Origin of the sequence: Oerskovia rustica (assembly GCF_014836555.1) — a bacterium.
Lineage (GTDB): Bacteria > Actinomycetota > Actinomycetes > Actinomycetales > Cellulomonadaceae > Oerskovia > Oerskovia rustica.
Map to the genome: position 1 here is coordinate 7,433 of NZ_JACSQQ010000017.1, position 23,011 is coordinate 30,443.

Genomic DNA, 23,011 nt, shown 5'->3' on the forward strand with positions numbered 1-23,011 from the left:
GACCCCGTGCTCTTCCGCGCGACGCGACGCCTCGTGGTCGGCCTCGACGACGACGCCTCGCGGGCCCGCGGCGTCCGGTGGTGGGAGGAGATGACCGACGCGGGCGGCGAGGGCATGGTCGTCAAGCCGCTCGCCAACCTGGTGCGCGGCCCCAAGGGGCTCGTCCAGCCGGGGCTCAAGGTCCGCGGCCGTGAGTACCTGCGGATCATCTACGGCCCCGAGTACACCCAGGCGCACCACCTGGAGCGGCTCCGGGTCCGGTCGCTGGGGCGCAAGCAGTCGCTCGCGCTGCGCGAGTACGCGCTGGGGCTCGAGGCGGTCGAGCGCGTGGTCGGGGGCGAGCCGCTGTGGCGGGTCCACGAGGCCGTCTTCGCGGTGCTGGCCCTCGAGTCGGAGCCGGTCGACCCACGGCTCTAGCGAGGTGGCGGACCGGGCGTGACCGCTCGGTCACGCCCGTTGCGACAGGTGGGCAGGGACGGCGGCGGCCCCTGCCGCCGCGGGTCAGCCCAGCGTCGAGAACGAGCTCAGCGCGAGCGCCGAGAACAGCGCGATGGCCACGAGGACAGAGCCGGCGACGAGCCAGCCGTTCGCCCGCTCGGACGGGTCGGACGACGCGCCGGGGCGACGTTCCTGCGGGCGGGGCGCTCCGCCGTCGGGCCGTGTGGCGGGGGAGGAGCCCGCGGGGCGAGCCGACGAGCGCGCGCGGCGGGTCGTCGTGTCGTGGCCGCGGAGTGCGACGCGGATCGGCGTCGAGGTCGTGACCTGCGTGGTCATGGCTTCCTCCCCAGGAAAAGTTGGCCGCCCTCGCTGTCGCGGGGCGTACCACCAGTCTCTTCGGGGCGGGGGTGCGGGCACATCGGCCCTCCGAACCATCCTCGGTGGGGGCCTCGTCCTCCCGGAGGATGACGGGCGCCCGTCGGATGGGGGACATCCCTTCCGGGACGCCCCTGAGCCGGGGGCCGGGGTCAGCGCGGGGCGTTGCGCTGATGGTCGATGCGCTGCAGGTAGCGAATCTCGCGGAAGCCTACCGCCACGGCGACGAGCAGCGGGAACCAGGCCCACGTGCGCCCTCTGAGCAGCGAGAACAGGCTCACGAGCCCCACGACGACGCACCCGAGCACGGTCAGCAGGCTCGCCCAGCGGATGGTCTTCATGCGGTCCTCGGCTTCTCGGTGGGGCTCGCGGGGGAAGGGGCGGGGGGCTGCGAGGAGGGCGCGAGCACGACGCCCTCGATGCTGCGGACCGCCATGCGCAGCGCGTCGCTGCGCGAGGTGCAGTCCTCGGTCACGACCGACCACGCGTTGAACAGGGTCCACCACAGCGTGCGCTGGTCCCACGAGATCGTGAGGCTCCGGTCGAACACGCCGTCCTGCTGCCCGCGCTCGAACAGGTCGCGCACGGGGCCCTCGGCGGTGTCGCTCTCCTGCCAGAACGCCTCGTCGTCGGCGAGCAACGGGTCGGCGAACAGCAGCATGTACCAGGGGCCGAGGTCGAAGTACTCGACCACGAGGCGACGCAGGGCGGTCACGGGACTGCCGTCGTCGAGCCGCGCCGCGAGGATCGCGGCGCGCGTGCGGTCGAGAGCCTCGGCGCCGACGGCGCGCATGAGGTCGGCGCGCTCGGGGAAGTAGCGGTGCAGCGTGCTGCGGCCGACCTGGGCGGCCTGGGCGACCTCGCCGAGGGACGCCGCCTGGTTCGAGCTGAACACCGAGACCGCGGCGTCGAGGATCGCGCGCCGTGTCCGGGCGCGCACGCCCGTGGCGGGGGCGTCGGACGGAGCGCCGGCGCTCGCCTCGCCCGGTGCGGCGGCGGTGTCGCTTGCTGTCACGTGCTCAGCGTAGCCGCCATCTCGTGGGACGCCCCTTGTCTAAAATGGGACAGCCATGTTCCACTGGAACATGGCCGACACCGATCCCGCGCCGACGACCGAGCCGACCCCGGCGACACCGACCGCCCAGGCGACCGAAGGCGCGGAGAACCCGCCCACGGAGCCCAAGGGGCCGCTGCTCCCACGCCTCAAGATCCTCTGGACGTTCGTCACCCCCCACCGCAGGACGCTCGCCGTCGGGCTCGCGCTGGGCCTCGGGACGACGGCCGCGAGCCTCGCGACCCCCATGGTCACCAAGGCCGTGCTCGACACCCTGGGTACCGGCGCCTCGCTCGTCCCGGCCGTGAGCCTGCTGATCGGCCTGCTCGTCGTGGGCCTCGTGCTGGGGATGTGGCAGTGGATCCTGCTGGGCGCGCTCGCCGAGCGCGTCGTGCTCGACGCGCGCACCTCGATGGTCCGCCGCTTCTTCCGGGCCAAGGTCGGGGCGCTCGGGTCGCGCCCCACGGGCGAGCTCGTCACGCGCGTCACCTCGGACACGGTCCTGCTGCGCGAGGCCGCGTCGTCGAGCATCGTGAGCCTCGTCAACGGCGTCGTGAGCCTGGTCGGCACCGTCGTCCTCATGGCCGTGCTCGACATGGTGCTGCTCGGGACCACGCTCGCCGCGATCGTCGTCATCGGCATCCTCGTCGGTCTCCTGATGCCGCGGATCGCCAAGGCCCAGGAGCAGGCGCAGGAGTCCCTCGGCCGGCTGGGCGGCGTCCTCGAGGGCGGTCTGCGGGCCCTGCGGACCATCAAGGCGAGTCGCGCCGAGGAGCGCCAGATCGACCGCGTCGTCGCCGACGCCCAGGACTCCGCGCGCCACAACCTCAAGGCCGTGCGCACCGGGGCCGTCGCGTGGACCATCGCAGGCGGAGGCATCCAGCTCGCGATCATCGTGATCCTCGCGCTCGGCGCGTGGCGCGTCGACCAGGGCCTCCTCGCGGTCTCGAGCCTCGTCGCGTTCCTGCTCTACGCGTTCCAGATCGTCGACCCCGTCACGACCCTCACGCAGAACGTCACCGAGCTCCAGGCCGGCATCGCGGCCGCTGGCCGCATCCGCGAGGTCGAGGCCATCGAGACGGAGGAGCCCGGGCGCACCTCGGGCGCGCCCGGGCCAGGTGCTGCGGGGAGCCGCGTGCCGTCGTCGGGCACGGGGACCTCGCTGCCCGACGGCGCCGCGCACCACCCGCCGCACCTCGCCGACGCGTCGGGCGAGCCGCCCGTGCTCGCGTTCCAGGACGTCGCCGCGCGCTACCTCCCCGGCGGCGAGCCCGTCGTCCGTGACCTGACGTTCGAGGTGCCGCGACGGGGGCAGGTCGCGATCGTCGGCCCGTCGGGCGCCGGGAAGACCACGACCTTCTCGCTGCTCCTGCGCTTCCTCCAGCCCGAGTCCGGGACCCTGCTGCTCGACGGCCGCCCGTACTCGGACTACACGTTCGACGAGGTGCGCGCACGCATCGCGTACGTCGAGCAGGAGACGCCCGTCGTGCCCGGGACGATCCGCGAGAACCTCCAGCTCTCCGACCCCGACGCGTCCGAGGACGCCATGTGGGACGCGCTCGCCAAGGTGCGCCTCGACGCCAAGGTGCGTTCGCTGGCCGACGGGCTCGACACGTCGCTCGTCGGGACCACGGTCTCGGGCGGTGAACGCCAGCGCGTCGCCCTCGCCCGCGCGGTGCTGCACGCGCCAGAGGTCCTGCTGCTCGACGAGGCCACGGCTCAGGTCGACGGCCTCACCGAGGCCGCGGTCCACGCCGTGATCGAGGACCTGTCGCGCGACCGCGCCGTCGTGACGATCGCGCACCGGCTCTCGACCGTGATCGACGCCGACCAGATCCTCGTCATGGAGGACGGGCGCGTGCGGGCGCGCGGCACGCACGCCGAGCTGCTCGCGGCGGACGAGCTGTACCGCGACCTCGTGGCCGCGCTGCGGATCTCGACCGAGGCGCGGACGGACGAGGAGGCGTCCGTCGGTCAGGCGGCCCGCGACCAGGCCGAGGCGGAGACGCCCGCGGGCGTCGAGGTGCGCTGAGGCCCGCCAGCGGCGCGCCGTTCAGCCGAGCTGCGCGAGCCCCTCGACGGCGATCTTCTCGAACGTCGCCTGGTCGGCCGCGAACTGCGAGCCGGCGATGGGCCAGTGCAGGACGATCTCCGTGATCCCCTGCTCGCGGTAGGCGTTCGCGGCATCGACGAACGCGTCGACCGAGTCGAGCGGCCGGTCCGGCGTGAAGCCTGTCAGGAGGATGCGCTCGATGCTGCCGGGGTCGCGCCCGGCCTCCGTGCACGTCGCCTCGAGCCGGGACACCTGGGCGCCGACCGCGGCGCGCGACGCGGCAGGTGTCCCGTCCTCGCCGACGGCGCCGTCGCCCGTCGTGACCCACGCCTGCCCGTAGCGGGCGGCCAGCCGCAGCCCGCGGGGCCCGGTCGCGGCGATCGCGAACGGGATGCGCGGTTCCTGGACCGGGCCGGGGATCGTCCGGGCCTCGTGCGCACGGTAGTGCCCCTCGTCGTGCGTGACGACGGGCTCGGTCAGCAGGCGGTCGAGCAGCGCGGTGAAGTCCCGCAGCCGGTCCGCCCGCTCGCGCGCCGACCATCCCTCGCCTCCCAGGACCGTCGCGTCGAAGCCCGTGGTGCCGGCGCCGAGCCCGAGCGTGATCCGGCCACCCGACAGGTCGTCGAGGGTCATGAGGTCCTTGGCGAGCGTCACGGGCTCGCGGAAGTTCGGCGAGGTCACGAGGGTCCCGAGCCGCATCCGCTCGGTGAGCCCGGCCGCCGCCGCGAGCGTGGGGACCGCACCGAACCACGGGCCGTCACGGAAGTTCCGCCACGACAGGTGGTCGTACGTGTAGGCCGCGTGGAAGCCCAGGTCCTCTGCGCGGCGCCAGACGTCGCGCCCCTCGGACCAGCGGTAGATCGGCAGGATCACGGTGCTCAGTCGCATGGTCCGACCCTACGTGCCCGTGGGCCGCGCGTCCCGGCTCGAACCGGACCGCGGACCTGTGATGTGCTGTCCGGAGTCCGCTCACGCACCACCGGAGGTCCCCATGGCTGTCGTCGTCAACGTGTCCCACCGCTTCCCGCGCACCGGCTCGCGCGCCGAGCAGCTCGCGGTGGTCCGGGGCGACTGGCCCGTGCCCGAGGTCGACAACCCCGAGGCGTTCGCGGACTCCGACGACGCGCAGGAGCTCCTCGACGCGGCGGACGTGCTGATCGCCGCGGCGGGCAACGAGGTCGTCGACGTCCAGCGCATCACGGGGCTCCAGGTCGACGAGGGCGGGCACGTGCGTTTCGAGACGGTCGACGAGCCGGTCCTCGTGGGGATGATCGGGCAGCGCCTGCGGCCGGGGGCGGCCTGGGAGCCGGGGGAGAGCTGGCCCGTGAAGCTCGCCGACGCCGCGGGGGCCGTGAGCGGGTACCTCGAGCTCGTCGGGGAGGCGGCCCGGGGGGAGGGCGAGCCAGCGCGCGCCGACTCACCGGAAGCCGCGGACGCGGCGGCGGGCGACCTGTCCGACGACCTCGAGCTCGGCGGGTTCCGCCTGGTCCTGGGCGTCGACGGGAACCTCGTGGTCACGGCCCCGGCGGGCCGTTCGGTGACCGTGCTCGCCACGCACGAGGGGTGAGCCGAGGCGTGCGGGAGCGCGACCACGGCACCCTGCGCGGCATGGCAGGGTGGAGGCCATGACGATCGACCTCCGCATCTTCACCGAGCCCCAGCAGGGCGCCACCTACGACGACATCCTCGCGGTCGCACGAGCGACGGAAGAGCTCGACTTCGACGCGTTCTTCCGCTCCGACCACTACCTCGTCATGGGAGACGGTGACGGGCTGCCCGGCCCGACCGACGCCTGGACCACGCTCGCGGGCCTCGCACGTGAGACGAGCCGCATCCGCCTGGGCACGCTCGTGTCGTCGGCGACGTTCCGGCACCCGGGCGTCCTCGCGATCCAGGTCGCGCAGGTGGACCAGATGTCGGGCGGTCGCGTCGAGCTGGGCCTGGGCGCGGGCTGGTTCCCGCAGGAGCACTCGGCGTACGGCATCCCGTTCCCGGCCAAGCGGTTCGGGATCCTCGAGGAGCAGCTCGCGGTGATCACCGGCCTGTGGGAGACGCCCGTGGGGGAGCGGTTCGACTTCGCGGGCGAGCACTACACGCTCAAGGACTCCCCGGCGCTGCCCAAGCCCGCGCAGTCCCGCGTGCCGGTCGTCGTGGGCGGGCACGGACCGCGTCGCACGCCGGCGCTCGCGGCGCGCTACGCGACCGAGTTCAACGTGGCGTTCCCCGACCCGGGCGTGCTGGGCGACCGCATCGAGAACGTGCGCGTGGTGTGCCAGGACGCGGGCCGCGACCCCGACGACCTGATCTACTCGGCGGCGTTCGTGGTGTGCGTGGGCAAGGACGAGGCCGAGTTCCGGCGTCGCGCCGAGGCGATCGGCCGCGACCCCGAGGAGCTGCGCACGAACGGCATCGCGGGTACGCCCGCCGAGGCCGCGGACAAGCTCGCCGCCGCGAGCGAGCAGGGCGCGACGCGCTTCTACCTGCAGGTCCTGGACCTCGCGGACCTCGACCACCTCGAGCTGGTCGCGCGCGAGGTCAAGCCGCAGCTGAGCTGAGCGCACCCTCCTGCCCGACGGCGGAGCGCACCTTCTTCCCGAGGGTGCGCTCCGCCGTCGGGAGTCCTGGGAGGTAGGTGGTGAGGCGGGCGCGAGGGGGGCGCCGGGCCGGGGCCGTGGGACGTGGCTGTCCACGACGTACCGGTCGGTAACGGAGGCTGCGTGCGCGGCAGTACCCTTCCCTTCGGCACTTCACCAAAACTTCACGAACGGAGCCCCCCCATGGCAGCACTCGGCTGGAAGATCCACGGAGACGGGAAGCGCGTCGAGCCCGGCGCCGTGGTCAGCACCGACGAGCGCCTGAGCTGGCCCCGCACGATCGGGATCGGCATGCAGCACGTCGTCGCGATGTTCGGCGCGACGTTCCTCGTCCCGCTCCTGACGGGCTTCTCGCCCGCCACGACGCTTTTCTTCTCGGCGATCGGGACCATCGGGTTCCTGCTCATCACGCGCAACCGGCTCCCCAGCTACCTCGGGTCGAGCTTCGCCTTCATCGCTCCCATCACCGCGGCGACCGCCTCCGGGGGGCAGTCGGTCGCCGTCGGCGGGATCCTGGTGACGGGTGTCGTGCTCGCGCTCATCGGCGTCGTGGTGCACTTCGCGGGACCGCGCTGGATCGACCTCACGATGCCGCCCATCGTGACCGGCACGATCGTCGCGCTCATCGGCCTCAACCTGGCGCCCGCGGCGTGGAACAACTTCCAGCAGTTCCCCGTCACGGCCGTCGTCACGCTGGCCTCGATCATCCTCATCACGGTCCTCTTCAAGGGGATCATCGGACGCCTCGCGATCCTGCTCGGCGTGATCGTCGGGTACATCACGGCGACGATCCGCAGCGAGGTCGACTTCGCGCCCGTCGCCAAGGCGGCCTGGCTCGGCCTGCCCGAGTTCGTGACCCCCACGTTCGACGTCGCCGTGCTCGGCCTGTTCGTCCCGGTCGTGCTCGTGCTCGTCGCGGAGAACGTCGGCCACGTGAAGTCCGTCGCGGCCATGACGGGCAAGAACCTCGACGACCTCACCGGTCGCGCGCTCTTCGCCGACGGCCTCGCGACGACGTTCGCGGGCATCGGCGGCGGCTCGGGCACCACGACGTACGCCGAGAACATCGGTGTCATGGCAGCAACGCGCGTCTACTCGACCGCGGCCTACTGGGTCGCGGGCGCCACGGCCCTGGTGCTGAGCATGTCGCCCAAGTTCGGAGCGCTCATCGCGACCATCCCCGCGGGTGTCCTGGGCGGGGCGACGACCATGCTCTACGGCATGATCGGCATCCTCGGTGCGCGCATCTGGGTGCAGAACAAGGTCGACTTCTCCGACCCGGTCAACCTGACCACGGCGGCCGTCCCGCTCGTCGTCGGCATCGCGAACTTCACGTGGGTCATCGGCGACGTGACGTTCGAGGGCATCGCGCTGGGTACGGCGTCGGCCCTCGTGATCTACCACCTCATGCGCAACATCGCCCGGTGGCGCGGGACGTCCCAGGAGCCCGCGAGCCCGGCGTCGGTGCCGGGCGGCACGGAGATGGCGGACCGCTGACCCTGCTGTCGGACGCGAGGTCGGTCAGGCACCCTCTGACCGGCCTCGCGTCCGGGCACCCCGAGACCGGTCGGCCCTAGAGCTTGAGCCCCAGCACGTAGCCCTCGTCGGTCGGGACCCGTTCGAGGCCGAGGTGCTCGTAGAAGCCGATCGCCGACGTGTTCGTCTCCGAGACGCCCAGGTGGACCCCCTGGACACCACGCTCCCGGAGCGCGTCGAAGAGCACCTCGAGCAGACGACGCCCGTTTCCCCCGCCCTGGGCCGCGGGCAGCAGGTCCACGTGGAGGTGGGCGGGGAAGAGGTCGAGCACCTCACGGTCCGCCGTCGACGGAGAGTGCATGGCGTGCACCAGGCACGCGTCGTCCGTGTCCGCGGGGAAGGAGTCGACCGGGTAGCGGGCGCGCAGGGCCGGCCACCAGTCCCGCGCACAGCGTTCCTCGAACGCCGCCGTGTCCACCGTGCCGACGACGTACCCGAGCGCACCCGACCCGTCGTCGACCACGAACGCGAGCTCCGGCTCGAACGCCAGGTACGCCCCGAGGTAGATCTCGCCGAGCAGCCGGGGGTCGCGATACCTCGCCGTGGCGTCGCCGCCGTCAGCACCGGTCCGCAGGCAGATGTCGTACAGGCGGTCGACCTCGCGGGGGTCGGTGGTGCGAGCAGGGCGGATCGGGAGGGAGACCATCGTGTGCCGGACCGTTCGAGAGCAGGGAGAAGAAGGCGCCGCGCCCAGACAGTAGTCGCGAACCCGGCTCAGGGCCACCCGTGCATGTGCGCTGCCGCGGAGTGCGTCAGCCTCCGACGGTGGGGGCCTCGTCGGCAGGGTCGACGTCGGCGGGGGCCTCTTCGGCGGGCGGCGTCGGCGGGACGTAGGCCGCCTGCGGCGTGATGGTCTCGACCCCGACGCACTTCGCCGGGTTCACCAGCGGAACCGCAGGGTCGACCACCACGAGCTCCTCGTCCACGAGGTTCACGAAGTTCTCGCCCAGCACGAGGTCGACGCTGGTGTCGGGCCGGTCGTCGAGGACGAGCACAGGGTCCTGGTAGTGGGCGGCGAGCGTGTACGCCTGGGCGATCCCGGTCACACCGAACGAGATCTGGGTGGTGCGCTGCGTCGTGTTCTTCCCCTCGGGGGTCTGCAGGTCACCGACCGTGGCGACGGTGAATCCACGGCTCTCGAGGATCTGCTCGTTGGCTGCGGCCATCCCACCCTTGCCCGAGGCGTTGAAGATCCGGACCTGCACCTCGCCGTAGGGGGTCGGCAGGGTGCCTTCAGCCAGGCAGGGAGCCTTCACGTCGGCGATCGCGTCGTCGACCTTGGGCGAGCTGAAGGTACGGTCGAACGGCGGTTCGACGGCACCCGTGTAGACGGCGAGGGCGCCGATGCCGGTGATCGCCAGGAAGGCGACGAGCAGCCCGAAGACCACGGCCTGTCGCTCGTGCATGTGCCGTCGACGGACGGATCGAGAGGGATCGGAGCCGGGCTGCGTGGTCACGCCAGAAACCTACCCGACCGAGGGGGCGTTGAGCATGAGCACACGAGCGTGCAGGATGGCCCGCTGCTGCAGTGCTGCGCGGACCGCCCGGTGCAGACCGTCCTCGAGATAGAGCACCCCCTGGTACTCCACGACGTGCGCGAAGAGGTCACCATAGAACGTCGAGTCCTCCGAGAGCAGGTTGTCGAGGTTCAAGGTCCGTTTGGTCGTCACGAGCTCGTCGAGCCGTACCTGCCGGGGCGGGACGCTCGACCAGTCCTTGGGCGTGACCAACCCGTGATCCGGATACGGGCGCCCGTCACCCACGGCCTTGAAGATCATGCGGGCCAGTCTAGGGGGAGGCCTCGGCGCGGTGCTGCGGATCGCGTCCCGGTGCCCCACAACTCCACAGGCCCCGCACATCCGGCCCTCACCACCTGGGTCGGGATTCGGGACCCCGTCACGCGCCCCCCACGTCCCGGCGCCGGAACCCGGCGTAGGAGACCGCGACGAGGGCTGCGGCGATGCCCGTCAGGGCCAGGACGGGCCCGAGGGAGAACGGGTCGAGCGGGACCTGCGGCACGTGCGTGAACGGCGACAGGTCACGGACCCACTGCGGCAGCCCGAACAGCTCGCCGAGCTGCCCCACGACCAGGAAGACCGTGACGGCGCCCCAGCCCAGGGCGACGAGCCGCGGCCACCACCCGTAGAGCACGAGCACGAGCCCGGCGACGACCATCGCCGCAGGGACCTGCACGAGCCCGGCACCGACGGCGTCGCCGAAGGCGCTGCCCCACCCGCCCGACACGAGCGCGTGCCCCAGACCCATCATGAGCCCGGCCCAGAGCGGGACGGCCACGACGCCGACGACCAGCAGCACCACGGAGGCCGTCAGGTACCGCGTCCGGGACGTCCCCGTCGCGAGCACGAGCTCGGTGCGGCCGGAGGTCTCCTCGGCGTGGACCCGGGACACGAGCGTCACGGCGAAGGCGGCCGCGGCGATGCCGACGAAACCCATGATCGCGACCTGGAAGACCTGGGCGAGCGCCCCGGCGCCGCCGAGCTGCGCGATGATCTGCTGCATCTGCGGGGACGACCCGGCGATGTCGTCGACCGAGTCCAGGAGGAACCCGACGAGCAGGCAGTACGCCCCGACGCCCAGCGTCCACGACACGACCCCGGGGAGCTGGAGCCGCGTCGCGAGCGCGAGCGGGCTCGTGAGCGATGCGGAGCCGGCCGGACCCGGGCGCGGCTGGACGAGGCCCGCGCCGAGGTCTCGCCCGAGCGAGAGCCGGGCCGCGACCGCCACGCACACGACGAACAGCGCGAGGCACAGCAGCGCGGGCCCCCAGGCGTTCGCACCGAACGGGTCGATCTCCTGGACCCACCCCACGGGGGAGACCCAGTGCAGCCAGTCCGCGGAGTCGATGTCGGCCACGCCGCGCAGCGCGTACCCGGCGACGAGCAGCAGCACGCCGATCGTGTTGGCGGTCCGCGAGGACGTGGCGACCTGCGCGCACACGGCCCCGATGCCCGTCCCGGCCAGGCCGAGCGCCGCGAACTGGAGGCCGAACGCGACGGACGAGGCACCGTCGGCTCCTTGTGCCACGTACATCGCGGCCATGAGCGCGCCCGTGACCACGGACATCCCGGCCGCGACGAGGACCCCCGTCGCGAGCGGGGCGAGCGACCCCACGCGGGCGGCGCGCACGAGCTCGAGCCTGCCCGTCTCCTCCTCCTTGCGCGTGTGACGCACCACCGTGAGCACGGCGAGCACGCCCAGGACCAGGATCATGAACAGGCCCACGCGCCAGGCGGCCGTCGAGGCGACCGACCCGGTGTGCTCGAGCGGACCGAGCAGCGCGAGGAACGCGCTGTTGGTGCCCATGCTCGCCGTGAGCTCGTCGCGCTCGGCCTGCGTCCCGTACACCGTGGCGACCGACGAGTACGTGACTGCGACCATGAGCAGCACCACGACGACGTACACGGGCAGGACGACGCGGTCACGGCGCAGCGCGAGGCGCGTCAGCGCCGCCGTGCCCGCGAACGCCCCGCGCAGGGACAGGGGAGGGGCGGCGTCCGCGCGCCGGGGCGAGGCGGCGGCCGGGTCGGCGGAGGTCAGCGCGGTCATCGCAGGGCCTCGCCGTCGAGCAGGGCGAGCTCGTCGCCGTACTGCCGCAGGAAGAGCTCCTCGAGGGACGGGGGCTCGATCGTCAGGCCGTGCGGCGCCAGGTCGGCGAGCGCGCGCGTGACCTGCGGCAGGGCGTCGTCGTCGACGTGGAACGTCACGTGCGAGCCGTCGACGACGAGGTCGTGGACCCCGTCGAGCGCCTCGAGGGCACCCGTCGAGGGCGTCCCCGATCCCACCGTCGCGACGACCTTGGAGCGCGTGAGGTGCCGCAGCTCGCGCAGCGTGCCGGACTGCACGGCCCGGCCGCCCCGGATGATCGTCACGGTGTCGCACAGGGCCTCGACCTCGGCGAGGATGTGGCTCGACAGCAGGACCGACGTGCCGCGGGACGTGGCCTCGCGCACGCAGTCCTGGAACACGGCCTCCATGATGGGGTCGAGGCCCGACGTCGGTTCGTCGAGCACGAGCAGCTCGGCGTCGGCGCTCAGCGCGGCGACGAGCGCGACCTTCTGCCGGTTGCCCTTGGAGTAGGTGCCGGTCTTCTTGGTCGGGTCGAGCTCGAAGCGTTCGAGCATGCGGGCCTTGCGCCGTTCGTCGACGGTCGCGCCGCGCAGTCGCAGCAGCAGGTCGATCGTCTCGCCGCCCGAGAGCTGGGGCCAGAGCGTCACGTCGCCCGGGACGTAGGCGAGGCGTCGGTGCAGCGACACGGCGTCGCGGAACGGGTCGCCGCCCAGCAGGGTCGCGGTGCCCGAGTCCGGGCGCAGGAGGCCGAGCAGCACGCGGATGGCCGTGGACTTCCCGGCACCGTTGGGCCCGAGGAAACCTGCCACCTCCCCGGCACGGACCGTGAGGTCGAGTCCGTCGAGGGCCGTGGTCGTGCCGAAGGACTTGCGCAGGTCGTGGATCTCGACGGCCGGCCCGCGGGTCGCGGCGGTCGTGCGTGCGGTCGTGGTCATGGTTCCTCGTCGGGTGAGGGAGGGAGTGGACGGAGAGGGGCGACGGTGCGTGCCGAGGTCGGGTGGGAGCGGGGTCCCGGTGCCCGACGGCGCCGCTCGTCCAGGGGGGGCCGGGCTGCGGAACGCGCCGGTCGTCCTGGGCTACGGGGCCGGCGCTGCGGCCTGCTCGCCGGGTGGCGGCTCGGCGTACCGGAGGTATGCGTCGAGGAGCGTGCGGTCGGTGAGGAACCCGCCGGTGAAGAGCTCGATCGACGGCAGGCCGTGCCGGTCGACGTACCCCCGGATGACGGACCCGGTGTCTCCCGGGTCGGTGGGTGGGTTCAGCGTGAGGTCGAGGAGGATCGTCCCGAGCGACTGCGTGACGAGGTACCGGGCGCGCGCGCTCTCGTCGAGAGAGGGCTTGATGGTCCCCGTGGCGACCCCGTCCGCGATGTAGGCGACGGCGTCGTCGATCATGCTCGCGACGAACGAGCGGGCGAGGTCGCCGCCCTCCTGGAGGCTGCGCAGGACGTAGCCGAGCACCGGGCCGTACTCCTCGATCGACCCGAGCTGCGCGAGGACGTCCACGGGACTGCCCCGGGATCCCTGCTCGTCGCCCAGGACGTTGCGCTTGTTCTCGCGGACGAGGACGAGGACGTGCTCGTCGCACGCGCGGCGCAGCCCCTCCTTGGACCCGAAGTGGTGGATGACGAGCCCCGGGCTGACCCCGGCGTCGGCCGCGATGGTGCGGACCGGGACCCGGAAGCCCTCGGACGCGAACCGGAGCAGAGCGGCGTCGCGGATGCGGGCGCGCCCGGTGAGGTCCGGGACGTCGGGCGCCTCCGGGACGTTCGGCGTCCGCGTGCCGGGGCCGGTCGGGTCGGGCTCGTCACCCCGTGGGACTGAACGCATGTTCAACACGCTAAACACTCGTTCAGCAGGATGCAAGAGGTTGTGCGTCAAGAAGACGTCAAGGTTCGACGGCTTCGAAAGGGGACCCCAGGGCCGGGAAGTCCCCCGCGAGGATGACGATCGAGCCCCCGAGGACGGGGGACGGATCAGGGGAGTCCCCGATGTGCGCGAACCGAGCCCCGGCGTACCGTCGAAGCATGAGCCACATCCTCGCCAGACCGCGCCACGGCGCCGTGATCGCCGGCGTCTGCGCGGGCCTCGCCCGCCGCTTCGACATCAGCCCGACGCTCGTCCGCGTCATCGCGGTCGCCTCGTGCATCCTGCCCGGGCCGCAGATCCTGGCCTACGTCGTGCTGTGGATCATGCTGCCCCGCGACCCGGAGTGACAGGGGGCCGCCGCGGCGCGGCCCGTCGTCCTCGTCAGAGCCGCAGCGCCAGCCACCGTTGCGCGTACCGGTCCTCGTTGAACGCCGGGACGTCCACGTACCCGCGCCGTGCGTAGAGGGCCAGGGCCTCGACGAGGTCGTGCCTGGTGTCGAGCCGCACCACCACGGCGCCGAGGCCCCGCGCCGCGGCCTCGGCCGCCTCGAGGAGGGCGCTCGCGACGCCTCGCCCACGGAACGCCGGTTCGACGAAGACGCGCCTGAGCTCCGCGGTCGGCTCGGGGGCGTCGGGCGCGAGCTCGACCCCCGCGCACCCGACGGCCTCGGGGCCGTCACCGCCGTCCGCCCAGGCGAGGTGGAACGAGCCGCCGGGAGCAGCCAGCCCCGTGGAGTCCTGGGCGGCGAAGCCCGTCGCGAGGTCCTCCGGCGGCGTCGCGTGGCCGAAGAACCGGTCGCTGACCTCGGTGTAGTACCGGAACAGGATCTCTCGGGACTCCGGCGCGTGGACCGAGTGCTCGGCGACGTGCCAGGCCGTCGGCCGGTCGACGGGGAGCGGGCGGTCTGCGGGGGGCACGCCGGCCAGTATGCACCGAACCCACCCGGCCTCGGACCGTTGCCCGAGGCTTTTGTCCGACACAGGTCGGCATGGCACCATCCGAGGGTGCGCTCCCACCCCACCCGAGTCGTCCTGCTGCCCCTCTGCCTCGGCGTCGTCGCCGTGACGCTCGCAGGGTGCGTCTCCACCGCCTCGTCCATGGCCACCGCGGAGCAGACCCCTGCCGCCGCAGCCCCTGCCACGCCCCTTCCGACGTTCGACGGGTCGACGAGGGAGGGGGCGCTCCTGCGGGCCGCGGCGGGCGAGCTCGACCCGGCCGTCCTCCCCGCCGAGTTCCACTACGTCGAGACCGTCGACCTCGACCTCTCGGGGTCGACGAGCTCGGTCTACGTCCAGGGGCAGCCCGAGGACCAGGGGCCGGGCCTGTACGTCCACGCGATGCACGCGGGCGTCACCGTCGAGGGCCTCGGCGACGGCTGGGCGTTCGAGGAGGTCCCCGAGCTCTCGGGCGAGGAGGACGTGACCGTGGCCTCGGACCCCGAAGGGCTGGAACGCTCGGTCGTCTCGATCGACGCGGCCCCTGCCGGGACCGTGCGTCTCATCGGCGACGGGGTCCCGCGCGACGAGCTCCTCGCGACGGCGGGGCGGCTGCTCGACTCGGTGGGCTGACGCGCCCCGGCGCCCGGCACCCGGCGCCCGGCGCCCGCTCCGGCGCCGGGCGTCAGTCGGCCTCGACCTCGGTCGTCCGCGTCACCGTGATGCGGTCGGGTCGACGGCGGCGGGCGGGGAAGATCGATCCGGTGGTACGCAGGTGCCGACCGCTCCCCGCAAGCTGCCAGCGGGTCTTGGCGACCTGCCCGTGGACGAGCCAGTCCAGCTTCTCGACGGGCCGGTGCAGCTGGCGGTCGAGCCAGTCGGCGGCCCAGGCCCCGAACGTCTCCGCGCCGGCCACGACGCCCAGGACGGTGAGGTCGTCGGGGCCGTCCGAGTGGTTGTCGAGGACGTGCTGGTCACCCCACCCGCCCGTGAGCCGCCAGGAGTGCAGGGAGTCGTCCGCCCAGAAGGCGATCTGGAGGAAGGCACCCACCACTGGCAGGTCCACCGTGACGAGGAGCGGGTCCCGCGACGTGTCAGCCCCGGTCAGGTCAGGGTCGAGACCGGCCAGGTCCCACCGTGCGGCGCCGGCGCGGAGGCCGGCGAGGAACGCCTGCTCGTGCGGCGTCCGCGGCTCGTCGCCCGAGAACCAGGTGTCGTCGGTCATGGGCTGCACGCTACGCGTTTCCGTGCGCGCAGGGCCGGGGGGAGGTGGGCCCCGGGAGCGACGAAGGGCCCGCAGCGCACGCTGCGGGCCCTTCGGTCTGCGGAGGATGGGGGATTCGAACCCCCGAGGGCTTTTAACCCAACACGCTTTCCAAGCGTGCGCCATAGGCCACTAGGCGAATCCTCCGTGCTGCAGCGTCGACCCACGCGGGGCGTCAGGCAGCGTGTCGAGAATACCGGACGCCGGGCCTGCGACCGAATCGGCCTGTCCGGGGCCGTGCCGCCCTGGCCCAGGAGGGCCGGTTTCGGACGACCGGCCCTCCTGGGCTAGGCTGGGTCCAGACCCCTCGTGCGGCGCTATCTCACTGAACTCCCCCAGGGCCGGAAGGCAGCAAGGGCAGGTGGGCTCTGGTGGGTGCACGGGGGGTCCTTTCATGTCCGGGCACCTGGCCGGCGCGGAGGCGTCCAGCGCCCCGACGGCGTCGCTCGCCCGCGCGCCCGGCGTGCTCGTCGTGTCAGGGGTTCCGGAGTGTGGCCTGCGTCATAGATGACGTGCTGATATCGCCACAGAACATGACATGTCGCCCACGATCGACCATGATGCGGACGGTTTTCCGTCCAGCATTTGGAATATCGACCACCGCAGTGGTTTTGAGGCGTCGAGCGTGCGCATCATGGAGCCATGACCCGCCCCACGAGCACCGAGCTCACGACGCACCGCGCAGCAGTCCGCTGCCGAATGTCGTGTCGCTCCGTCCTGCGTGGCGCCGGTCGAATGTGCTGTCAGCTCTGACCTGACCCCAGCACCGCACCGCCCGCTTCGCGAGCGCAGCCCGGAGACGACCGGAGCCCGCGCCGCAGCGCCCGCCTCATCCCTTCCTGAACCACCGACCACCGGTGACGTGTCCTCGCGACGCGCGCTCCGTCGTCGGGCAGGAGGACGTTCCACCTCCCACCCGTCACCACCGTGACGCCCCCCACGGACGCCCCGCGACAACCGCCGGCGCCCGTCACCGGAAGGACAGCCCATGCTCCGCAAGAACCTGACCCTCGCCGCCGTCGCGGCCGCCGCCGCCCTCACGCTCGGGGCGTGCGCCACGACGCCCGCCGACAGCGGTGCCTCGGCAGGCAGCGCCGACGACGTCGTCAAGATCGGCGTGGTCGGTGCGCAGGAGGACAAGTGGGCCGTGTTCGAGAAGGTCGCCAAGGAAGAGGGCCTGAACATCGAGATCGTCGACTTCGGCGACTACCAGCAGGCCAACCCGTCGCTCTCGCAGGGCCAGATCGACCTCAACCAGTTCCAGCACCTGCAGTTCCTCGCGGGCTACAACGTCGAGGCCGGCGACGACCTCCAGCCGATCGGCGCCACCGCGGTCTACCCGCTCGCGCTCTACTCGTCCAAGCACACGGCGCTCGAGGACATCCCTGCGGGCGGCGAGATCGCGATCCCGAACGACGCCACGAACCTCGCGCGCGCGCTCCTCGTCCTCCAGGAGGCGGGGCTCATCGAGCTCAAGGACGGCGGCAGCTCGCTGTCGACCGAGGCCGACGTGCTCCCGTCCTCGAAGGTCAAGGTCACTCCGGTCTCGGCCGAGCAGACCCCGATCGCCCTGCAGTCGGTCGACGGCGCGGTCGTCAACAACGACTTCATCAAGGACGCCGGACTCAACCCCGACGACGCCCTGTTCCAGGACGACCCCGACTCCGCCGCGGCCGAGCCCTACATCAACGTGTGGGTCGCGCGCGCCGAGGACAAGGACGACGAGACGCTCCTGAAGATCGCCGCGCTCTCGCAGAACGAAGAGGTCATCGCCGCCGAGAACGAGTCGTCGGGCAACTCCGCCGTCATCAAGAGCAACTCGGCTGCTGAGCTCCAGGAGATCCTCGCGGGGATCGAGAAGAACTACCGCGCCCAGGGCTGAGCCCTCGGCACGAGCCACGGGTGCCCGACGCACCACCCGCGTGTTGGACTGTCCGTACACGCCTGTCGTCCCCCGCACACGACGCGTGGCCACGCGGCTCTCACGAGGAGCCCGGCCGCCGTACCCCCGCACGAGAGGTTCCTCCGTGAGCATCACCTCGGACACGATGGTCAGCTTCCGCGACGCGACGAAGGTCTTCGGGACCGGTCCGTCCGCCGTGGCCGCCGTCGACGGCGTCACCCTGGACATCCGGGCGGGTGAGATCTTCGGCGTCATCGGCTACTCGGGCGCGGGCAAGAGCACGCTCGTCCGCCTCATCAACGCCCTCGAACCCGTCACCAGCGGGAGCGTCGTCGTCGACGGCGACGAGGTGAGCGCCCTCGGCGAGCGCGAGCTGCGTCCCGTGCGCGCGAGCATCGGCATGATCTTCCAGCAGTTCAACCTCTTGTCCTCGCGGACCGTCGCCGGGAACGTGGCCTACGCCCTCAAGGTCGCGGGCTGGGACAAGCCCCGCCGTGAGGCCCGCGTCGCCGAGCTGCTCGAGTTCGTCGGCCTGTCCGAGAAGGCCAAGGCCTACCCGTCGCAGCTCTCCGGCGGGCAGAAGCAGCGCGTCGGGATCGCCCGTGCGCTCGCGACGTCGCCCAAGATCCTGCTCGCCGACGAGGCCACGAGCGCGCTCGACCCCGAGACCACGCGCGACGTGCTCGCGCTCCTGCGCCGCGTCAACGCCGAGCTCGGCGTGACGATCGTCGTCATCACGCACGAGATGGACGTCGTGCGCTCGACCTGCCACCGCGTCGCGGTCATGGAGCACGGCAGGGTCGTCGAGGTCGGCGAGGTCTACGACGTGTTCTCGTCGCCGCAGGCGCCCGCGACCAAGAAGTTCGTCGGGACGGCGCTGCGCGACCGGCCCGGCCCCGAGGCGCTCGAACGCCTGCGGCGCCGCCACCCCGGGCGCCTCGTGACCGTCGGCGTCCACGAGGACGGGACCTCGGGCGCGAGCCTGACGCGGCTCCTGCGCGAGCACGGGCTCGACGGTGCCGTGGTCTTCGGCGGCATCTCCGAGATCGGGGAGCGGCCCTTCGGCTCCCTCACCCTCGAGCTCGCGGGCGACGACGCCACGATCGCGGCGTTCCTCACCGAGCTCGCGGCGACCACCGACGTCGTGGACCTCGGGACCGCCGCGGACCCGCGCGACGACCCGCGCGTCGTGGCCGGGGCGAGCGACGAGTCGGGCGAGGCCGACGACGCCACCGGGGCTCCGCCGTCGGGCCGCGTCGACGAACCCGACCCGCGCGACGCCTGGCAGAGCGAGAGATGGCCCGGGACGGGAGGCCCCGGCACGCAGGGGACCCAGCCCGGTGACCGCGGCGGCAGGACCGGCACGTTCGGAGGGGAGCGATGAACCGCGACTGGTCCACCCTGTGGCCGATCCTGCTGTCCTCGCTGGGCGAGACGCTCTACATGGTCTCGATCGCGCTCCTCGCGGGCGGGCTCGGAGGCCTGGTGCTGGGGCTCGCGCTCTACTGCACGCGCAAGGGCAACCTGTTGGCCAACAGCGTGGTGTTCAACGTCCTCAACGTGCTCGTCAACATCGTCCGGCCCATCCCGTTCATCATCTTCCTGACGATGATCTACCCCGTGACGCTCGCGGTCGTCGGGACGACGATCGGTACCGAGGCGTTCATCCTGCCGCTGTCCGTCATGACCGCGTTCGGGACCTCGCGCATCGTCGAGCAGAACCTCGTGAGCATCGACCCGGGCGTGGTCGAGGCGGCGCGCGCCATGGGGGCCTCGCCGTGGCGGATCATCCGGACGGTCCTCATCCCCGAGGCGCTCGCGCCGCTCATCCTGGGCTACACGTTCATCTTCGTGGCCGTGATCGACATGTCCGCGATGGCCGGCTACATCGGCGGCGGTGGCCTGGGCGACTTCGCGATCCGGTACGGCTACCAGCGCTACAACTGGGCCGTGACGGCCGTGACGGTCGTGGTCATCATCGTGATCGTGCAGGTCGTCCAGTTCTTCGGGAACTGGCTCGCGCGCAAGGTCCTGCGGCGCTGAGCCGCCCCGGGCGGCTGCCCGACCGTGGGCGGCCGGGCCCGCCCACGGGCCCCCGGGACACCTGCCTGGGGACCTGCTGTGCGGGCTGTCAGCCTCGCCGTCTAGAGTTGCCGGGGTGAGCACCGCCCTGTACCGCCGCTACCGGCCAGAGACCTTCGCCGAGGTCATCGGGCAGGACCACGTCACCGGACCGCTGCGGCAGGCGCTGCGCAGCGGACGCGTGAACCACGCCTACCTCTTCTCGGGCCCCCGCGGCTGCGGCAAGACGACCTCGGCGCGCATCCTCGCGCGCACCCTGAACTGCGCGCGCAACACCGAGGAGACGCCCGTCGACACCCCCTGCGGGGAGTGCTCGTCGTGCGTCGAGCTCGCGCGCGGCGGCTCGGGCAGCCTCGACGTGATCGAGATCGACGCGGCGTCGCACAACGGTGTCGACGACGCCCGCGAGCTGCGTGAGCGCGCGACCTTCGCGCCCGCCCGCGACCGGTACAAGATCTTCATCCTCGACGAGGCCCACATGGTCACGCCGCAGGGCTTCAACGCGCTCCTCAAGCTCGTCGAGGAGCCCCCGCCGCACGTGAAGTTCATCTTCGCGACCACCGAGCCGGACAAGGTCATCGGGACCATCCGCTCGCGTACCCACCACTACCCGTTCCGCCTCGTCCCGCCGGACGTCCTGGGCCCGTACCTCGAGCAGCTCTGCGCCGCGGAGGGCGTGACCATCGGCACAGGCGTCGTGCCGCTCGTCGTGCGCTCGGGCGGTGGCTCGGTGCGTGACTCGCTGTCCGTCATGGACCAGCTCATCGCGGGCGCCGAGGCCGGGAACGTCGACTACGAGCGCGCCGTGGACCTCCTGGGCTTCACGCACGCCTCGCTGCTCGACGACGTCGTGGAAGCCCTCGCGGCCCGCGACGGCGCGAGCATCTTCCGCGTCGTCGAGCAGATCATCACCACGGGGCACGAGCCGCGCCGCTTCGTCGAGGACCTCCTCGAGCGCCTGCGCGACCTCATCGTCATCTCCGTCTCCGGCGGGGCCGCGGACGCCGTGCTGCGCGACGTCCCGTCCGACCAGCTCGACCGCATGAAGGCCCAGGCGCAGAACCTCGGCGCGGCCGAGCTCTCGCGCGCGGCGGACCTCGTCAACGCGGCGCTCACCGAGATGAGCGGCGCCACGTCACCCCGCCTGCACCTCGAGCTCCTGTGCGCGCGCCTCCTGCTCCCCGGCGTGGACGACGGCGCCGCGGGGCTCGCGGCCCGCATCGACCGGTTGGAGCGGGGCGGGCTGGGAACCGGTGGGCTCGCGCCTGGCGCACCGCGACCCGGCGCCCCCGAGGGCCTCGCCGCTGCCGCGCCCCGTGGGCCGCGGGTCGAGGACGACGCACCCGTCGCCCCCGTGAACGGGCTCAGCGGAGCCGCGGCCGCACGTGCCGCGCTCCAGGCCCGCAAGGCGGGGGAGGGGGCTGCGGCTGCTTCGACCGCGCCGGGCGCACCCGCCTCGCCGACTACGGCTCCCGTGCCTTCTGCTGTGCCCGACGTGGTGCCCGTCGACGTGATGCCCGTCGACGTGGTGCCGGTTGTGGAGGTGCCGACCGAAGCGGTGGCTCCTGCTCCTGCCTCGTCGGGCGCGCCGGACGCCCGGGCGACCGACGAGTGGCCGGTCGTGGTGCCGGTCGGCACCGCAGAGGCCGCACCTGCCACGTCGGAGGCCGGTGCCGAGGCCGCACCCGGGGGTGAGGACTCTCCGGCCGTCTCCCCGGTTCCCGACCACGGGACCACGCCCACGGCCGAGCCGGTGCACGCCGCGCCGGTCGAACCGGCGGCGCAGCAGGTCGCCGTGCCCGCCGCGCCTGCCGCACCGGCAGGGCCCTCGGCGACGTCGACCGACACCGCGGCGCTGACCCTGCGCTGGCCCGAGGTCCTCGAGACGCTGAGCACCATCAAGCGCCTCACGTGGATGCTCGTGCGCGACAACGCCGAGGTCGCCGAGCTCACGGAGAGCACGCTCGTGCTCAGCTTCAGCAACGGTGGCGCCGCAGGCTCGTTCCGCAACGGCAACAACTCGGCCGCGCTCCAGGAAGCGGTGCACAAGACGCTCGGGTTCCAGGTCCGGATCGACGTCCAGATCGACGAGGGCGACGGGACCCCCCGGGCCCGGACCACGGCTGGTCCCGCTCCCGTCCCCTCCCCGCAGCCCGCGTCGGGGGCGACGCCCCCGGCGCGTCCCCTCGACGCACCGGTGACACCGCCGACGCCTTCGACACCTCCGCAGCGGGAGGCGTCGGGTGGTGCCGCTCCCCCGACCGGTCAGGTGCCCGGTGCCGGCTCGGTGCCGAGCGCCCCCACCGCACCCCAGGGCACGGGAGCGCTCCAGGTCTCCGGCGAGACGGCGGCGGTCACCGACCAGCGCGGCGGCGTCGCCCTCCAGGAGCGACCCGACCCGGCGTCGCAGCCCTCCACCCCGGTTGCGGTGGCACCTGTCGTCGAGCCCCCGGTCGTGAACGCGGCCGACGAGGCCTGGCTCGCGGGCCTGCCCGTGACCGAGCCTCCCGCCGACCTCGACGAGGGCCACGAACCGCCGCCTGCGGACGTGCGGCCAGCCGCGCCGTCGGGCAGCGGGACCGGGCAGCGCCCCTCGGCGCCGACGGCACCCAGTGCGCCGACACCCGCCGTCCCCACGGGGCCCGCGCCGGGCGTGCGCGAGACGCGCCGCCAGACGCTCGAACGGCAGGCCGCCGAGCAGAAGGCCCGGCAGTCGTCGGCGCGCGTCGCGGTCTCGATGGACGACGACTCGCCGTCCGACGACGACCCGGACCTCGCGTCGTCGGGCCTGGTCGGTGCGCCGCTCGTCGCCCAGCTGCTGGGCGGCGTCGTGATCGACGAGACCATCGACACCGGGATCTGACCGTGAGCCCGCGCGGGGAGCTCCATCACGTCGAGCTGTGGGTCGAGGACCTCGACGCGGCGGAGAGCTCGTGGGCGTGGCTGCTCGACGAGCTCGGCTACACGCGGTTCCAGACGTGGGCCTCGGGCCAGAGCTGGCTGCGCGGGGCGACGTACATCGTGCTCGAGGCGAGCCCGGCCGCCCGCGCCGCGAGGCACGACCGCCTGCGTCCCGGCCTCAACCACCTGGCGTTCTCGGGCGGGCGCCGCGCCGAGGTCGACGACCTGGTGACGCGCGCGGCCGAGCACGGATGGAGCCTGATGTTCGCCGACGCCCACCCCTACGCGGGCGGCCCGCAGCACTACGCGGCCTACCTCGAGAACGCCGACGGCTTCGAGGTGGAGATCGTCGCGGCCGACGACTGACGCGGCCCCCGTGACGTCCGCGCGGCGGACCACGGAGTCGGCGGCGCCACGTAGGC

General features: G+C 73.0%; 23 protein-coding genes, 1 tRNA gene, 1 other RNA gene and 1 pseudogene. 13 read left to right on the plus strand and 13 right to left on the minus strand.

The features are described from left to right. Nucleotides 1-417, plus strand: a pseudogene (locus H9652_RS19795) (polynucleotide kinase-phosphatase); the annotation flags it as partial. Between the two features lie 84 nt (nucleotides 418-501). On the opposite strand, the gene H9652_RS11205 reads toward H9652_RS19795, so the two are convergent. The 3 genes from H9652_RS11205 to H9652_RS11215 form a co-directional block, all read right to left on the minus strand. Next, nucleotides 502-774 (minus strand): hypothetical protein, encoded by a 273-nt coding sequence (locus tag H9652_RS11205; protein ID WP_191796321.1) that lies wholly within the window; start codon nucleotides 772-774, stop codon nucleotides 502-504. 191 nt (nucleotides 775-965) lie between these two features. Further along, the gene (locus H9652_RS11210; RefSeq protein WP_191789664.1) at nucleotides 966-1,154 is read right to left on the minus strand and encodes a hypothetical protein; all 189 of its coding nucleotides are present in this window, start codon (nucleotides 1,152-1,154) and stop codon (nucleotides 966-968) included. After that, a complete protein-coding gene (locus H9652_RS11215; protein ID WP_191796322.1) occupies nucleotides 1,151-1,828 on the minus strand; it encodes a TetR/AcrR family transcriptional regulator in 678 nt (225 codons plus the stop codon). Before H9652_RS11215 ends, H9652_RS11210 begins: the two co-directional genes overlap by 4 nt. A 55-nt stretch (nucleotides 1,829-1,883) precedes the next feature. On the opposite strand from H9652_RS11215, the gene H9652_RS11220 reads away from it, so the two are divergent. Beyond that, complete coding sequence (locus H9652_RS11220; protein WP_225228108.1) at nucleotides 1,884-3,899, plus strand: ABC transporter ATP-binding protein; 2,016 nt, start codon at nucleotides 1,884-1,886, stop codon at nucleotides 3,897-3,899. A 21-nt stretch (nucleotides 3,900-3,920) separates the two neighbouring features. Here H9652_RS11220 and H9652_RS11225 read toward each other — a convergent pair whose 3' ends face one another. Further along, nucleotides 3,921-4,808 (minus strand): LLM class flavin-dependent oxidoreductase, encoded by an 888-nt coding sequence (locus H9652_RS11225; protein WP_191796323.1) that lies wholly within the window; start codon nucleotides 4,806-4,808, stop codon nucleotides 3,921-3,923. A gap of 103 nt (nucleotides 4,809-4,911) precedes the next feature. On the opposite strand from H9652_RS11225, the gene H9652_RS11230 reads away from it, so the two are divergent. The 3 genes from H9652_RS11230 (at nucleotide 4,912) to H9652_RS11240 (ending at nucleotide 8,011) form a co-directional block, all read left to right on the plus strand. After that, a complete protein-coding gene (locus tag H9652_RS11230) occupies nucleotides 4,912-5,487 on the plus strand; it encodes a hypothetical protein (RefSeq protein ID WP_191796324.1) in 576 nt (191 codons plus the stop codon). A 64-nt stretch (nucleotides 5,488-5,551) separates the two neighbouring features. Continuing rightward, nucleotides 5,552-6,475, plus strand: a complete 924-nt coding sequence (locus H9652_RS11235) for an LLM class F420-dependent oxidoreductase (protein WP_191796389.1) — start codon at nucleotides 5,552-5,554, stop codon at nucleotides 6,473-6,475. A gap of 222 nt (nucleotides 6,476-6,697) precedes the next feature. After that, complete coding sequence (locus tag H9652_RS11240; protein ID WP_191796325.1) at nucleotides 6,698-8,011, plus strand: uracil-xanthine permease family protein; 1,314 nt, start codon at nucleotides 6,698-6,700, stop codon at nucleotides 8,009-8,011. Between the two features lie 76 nt (nucleotides 8,012-8,087). Here H9652_RS11240 and H9652_RS11245 read toward each other — a convergent pair whose 3' ends face one another. The 6 genes from H9652_RS11245 to H9652_RS11270 all read right to left on the minus strand — a co-directional run bounded on the left by H9652_RS11245 (nucleotide 8,088) and on the right by H9652_RS11270 (nucleotide 13,464). After that, nucleotides 8,088-8,696 (minus strand): GNAT family N-acetyltransferase, encoded by a 609-nt coding sequence (locus H9652_RS11245; protein WP_191796326.1) that lies wholly within the window; start codon nucleotides 8,694-8,696, stop codon nucleotides 8,088-8,090. Nucleotides 8,697-8,802: 106 nt separating this feature from the next. Beyond that, the gene (locus H9652_RS11250; protein ID WP_191796327.1) at nucleotides 8,803-9,507 is read right to left on the minus strand and encodes a LytR C-terminal domain-containing protein; all 705 of its coding nucleotides are present in this window, start codon (nucleotides 9,505-9,507) and stop codon (nucleotides 8,803-8,805) included. Nucleotides 9,508-9,516: 9 nt separating this feature from the next. Continuing rightward, nucleotides 9,517-9,828, minus strand: coding sequence for a type II toxin-antitoxin system VapB family antitoxin (locus H9652_RS11255; RefSeq protein ID WP_138822644.1), 312 nt, complete (start codon nucleotides 9,826-9,828; stop codon nucleotides 9,517-9,519). A gap of 118 nt (nucleotides 9,829-9,946) precedes the next feature. Continuing rightward, nucleotides 9,947-11,617 carry an ABC transporter permease gene (locus tag H9652_RS11260; protein WP_191796328.1) on the minus strand — a complete coding sequence of 557 codons (1,671 nt, stop codon included), beginning with the start codon at nucleotides 11,615-11,617 and terminating at the stop codon, nucleotides 9,947-9,949. Further along, nucleotides 11,614-12,573 carry an ABC transporter ATP-binding protein gene (locus H9652_RS11265; RefSeq protein ID WP_191796329.1) on the minus strand — a complete coding sequence of 320 codons (960 nt, stop codon included), beginning with the start codon at nucleotides 12,571-12,573 and terminating at the stop codon, nucleotides 11,614-11,616. Before H9652_RS11265 ends, H9652_RS11260 begins: the two co-directional genes overlap by 4 nt. 141 nt (nucleotides 12,574-12,714) lie before the next feature. Further along, a complete protein-coding gene (locus H9652_RS11270) occupies nucleotides 12,715-13,464 on the minus strand; it encodes a TetR/AcrR family transcriptional regulator (protein WP_191796330.1) in 750 nt (249 codons plus the stop codon). Between the two features lie 197 nt (nucleotides 13,465-13,661). On the opposite strand from H9652_RS11270, the gene H9652_RS11275 reads away from it, so the two are divergent. Continuing rightward, complete coding sequence (locus H9652_RS11275; protein WP_191796331.1) at nucleotides 13,662-13,850, plus strand: PspC domain-containing protein; 189 nt, start codon at nucleotides 13,662-13,664, stop codon at nucleotides 13,848-13,850. Nucleotides 13,851-13,884: 34 nt separating this feature from the next. Here the strand turns inward: H9652_RS11275 and H9652_RS11280 are convergent, their stop codons facing one another. Next, nucleotides 13,885-14,421 carry a GNAT family N-acetyltransferase gene (locus H9652_RS11280; RefSeq protein WP_318244127.1) on the minus strand — a complete coding sequence of 179 codons (537 nt, stop codon included), beginning with the start codon at nucleotides 14,419-14,421 and terminating at the stop codon, nucleotides 13,885-13,887. An 87-nt stretch (nucleotides 14,422-14,508) separates the two neighbouring features. On the opposite strand from H9652_RS11280, the gene H9652_RS11285 reads away from it, so the two are divergent. After that, nucleotides 14,509-15,072 carry a hypothetical protein gene (locus H9652_RS11285; protein ID WP_191796333.1) on the plus strand — a complete coding sequence of 188 codons (564 nt, stop codon included), beginning with the start codon at nucleotides 14,509-14,511 and terminating at the stop codon, nucleotides 15,070-15,072. Between the two features lie 52 nt (nucleotides 15,073-15,124). Here H9652_RS11285 and H9652_RS11290 read toward each other — a convergent pair whose 3' ends face one another. Both H9652_RS11290 and H9652_RS11295 read right to left on the minus strand, forming a co-directional pair. Next, a complete protein-coding gene (locus H9652_RS11290; protein ID WP_191796334.1) occupies nucleotides 15,125-15,664 on the minus strand; it encodes a hypothetical protein in 540 nt (179 codons plus the stop codon). 100 nt (nucleotides 15,665-15,764) lie between these two features. Then, a tRNA-Ser gene (locus H9652_RS11295) sits at nucleotides 15,765-15,850 on the minus strand. A gap of 151 nt (nucleotides 15,851-16,001) precedes the next feature. On the opposite strand from H9652_RS11295, the gene ffs reads away from it, so the two are divergent. The 6 genes from ffs (at nucleotide 16,002) to H9652_RS11325 (ending at nucleotide 22,955) form a co-directional block, all read left to right on the plus strand. Then, an RNA gene (gene ffs / locus H9652_RS11300) (signal recognition particle sRNA small type) lies at nucleotides 16,002-16,098 on the plus strand. Between the two features lie 593 nt (nucleotides 16,099-16,691). Further along, complete coding sequence (locus tag H9652_RS11305) at nucleotides 16,692-17,585, plus strand: MetQ/NlpA family ABC transporter substrate-binding protein (protein WP_191796335.1); 894 nt, start codon at nucleotides 16,692-16,694, stop codon at nucleotides 17,583-17,585. A gap of 145 nt (nucleotides 17,586-17,730) precedes the next feature. Next, the gene (locus H9652_RS11310) at nucleotides 17,731-18,990 is read left to right on the plus strand and encodes a methionine ABC transporter ATP-binding protein (RefSeq protein ID WP_404822018.1); all 1,260 of its coding nucleotides are present in this window, start codon (nucleotides 17,731-17,733) and stop codon (nucleotides 18,988-18,990) included. Continuing rightward, nucleotides 18,987-19,649, plus strand: a complete 663-nt coding sequence (locus tag H9652_RS11315) for a methionine ABC transporter permease (RefSeq protein ID WP_191796336.1) — start codon at nucleotides 18,987-18,989, stop codon at nucleotides 19,647-19,649. The genes H9652_RS11310 and H9652_RS11315 overlap by 4 nt, the downstream gene beginning before the upstream one ends. 115 nt (nucleotides 19,650-19,764) lie before the next feature. Beyond that, on the plus strand, nucleotides 19,765-22,551 hold the full coding sequence (locus H9652_RS11320; protein WP_191796337.1) for a DNA polymerase III subunit gamma and tau: 2,787 nt from the start codon (nucleotides 19,765-19,767) through the stop codon (nucleotides 22,549-22,551). 2 nt (nucleotides 22,552-22,553) lie between these two features. Then, nucleotides 22,554-22,955: a VOC family protein gene (locus H9652_RS11325; protein ID WP_318244128.1), complete on the plus strand. Its 402-nt coding sequence runs from the start codon at nucleotides 22,554-22,556 to the stop codon at nucleotides 22,953-22,955. Nucleotides 22,956-23,011: the final 56 nt, after the last annotated feature.

Bases quoted from the DNA above. Each gene is read 5' to 3' on its own strand.
- H9652_RS11205 (WP_191796321.1), bottom strand. From the start codon at position 774: ATGACCACGCAGGTCACGACCTCGACGCCGATCCGCGTCGCACTCCGC.
- H9652_RS11210 (WP_191789664.1), bottom strand. From the start codon at position 1,154: ATGAAGACCATCCGCTGGGCGAGCCTGCTGACCGTGCTCGGGTGCGTC.
- H9652_RS11220 (WP_225228108.1), top strand. From the start codon at position 1,884: ATGTTCCACTGGAACATGGCCGACACCGATCCCGCGCCGACGACCGAG.
- H9652_RS11225 (WP_191796323.1), bottom strand. From the start codon at position 4,808: ATGCGACTGAGCACCGTGATCCTGCCGATCTACCGCTGGTCCGAGGGG.
- H9652_RS11230 (WP_191796324.1), top strand. From the start codon at position 4,912: ATGGCTGTCGTCGTCAACGTGTCCCACCGCTTCCCGCGCACCGGCTCG.
- H9652_RS11240 (WP_191796325.1), top strand. From the start codon at position 6,698: ATGGCAGCACTCGGCTGGAAGATCCACGGAGACGGGAAGCGCGTCGAG.
- H9652_RS11245 (WP_191796326.1), bottom strand. From the start codon at position 8,696: ATGGTCTCCCTCCCGATCCGCCCTGCTCGCACCACCGACCCCCGCGAG.
- H9652_RS11255 (WP_138822644.1), bottom strand. From the start codon at position 9,828: ATGATCTTCAAGGCCGTGGGTGACGGGCGCCCGTATCCGGATCACGGG.
- H9652_RS11260 (WP_191796328.1), bottom strand. From the start codon at position 11,617: ATGACCGCGCTGACCTCCGCCGACCCGGCCGCCGCCTCGCCCCGGCGC.
- H9652_RS11265 (WP_191796329.1), bottom strand. From the start codon at position 12,573: ATGACCACGACCGCACGCACGACCGCCGCGACCCGCGGGCCGGCCGTC.
- H9652_RS11270 (WP_191796330.1), bottom strand. From the start codon at position 13,464: ATGCGTTCAGTCCCACGGGGTGACGAGCCCGACCCGACCGGCCCCGGC.
- H9652_RS11275 (WP_191796331.1), top strand. From the start codon at position 13,662: ATGAGCCACATCCTCGCCAGACCGCGCCACGGCGCCGTGATCGCCGGC.
- H9652_RS11290 (WP_191796334.1), bottom strand. From the start codon at position 15,664: ATGACCGACGACACCTGGTTCTCGGGCGACGAGCCGCGGACGCCGCAC.
- H9652_RS11305 (WP_191796335.1), top strand. From the start codon at position 16,692: ATGCTCCGCAAGAACCTGACCCTCGCCGCCGTCGCGGCCGCCGCCGCC.
- H9652_RS11315 (WP_191796336.1), top strand. From the start codon at position 18,987: ATGAACCGCGACTGGTCCACCCTGTGGCCGATCCTGCTGTCCTCGCTG.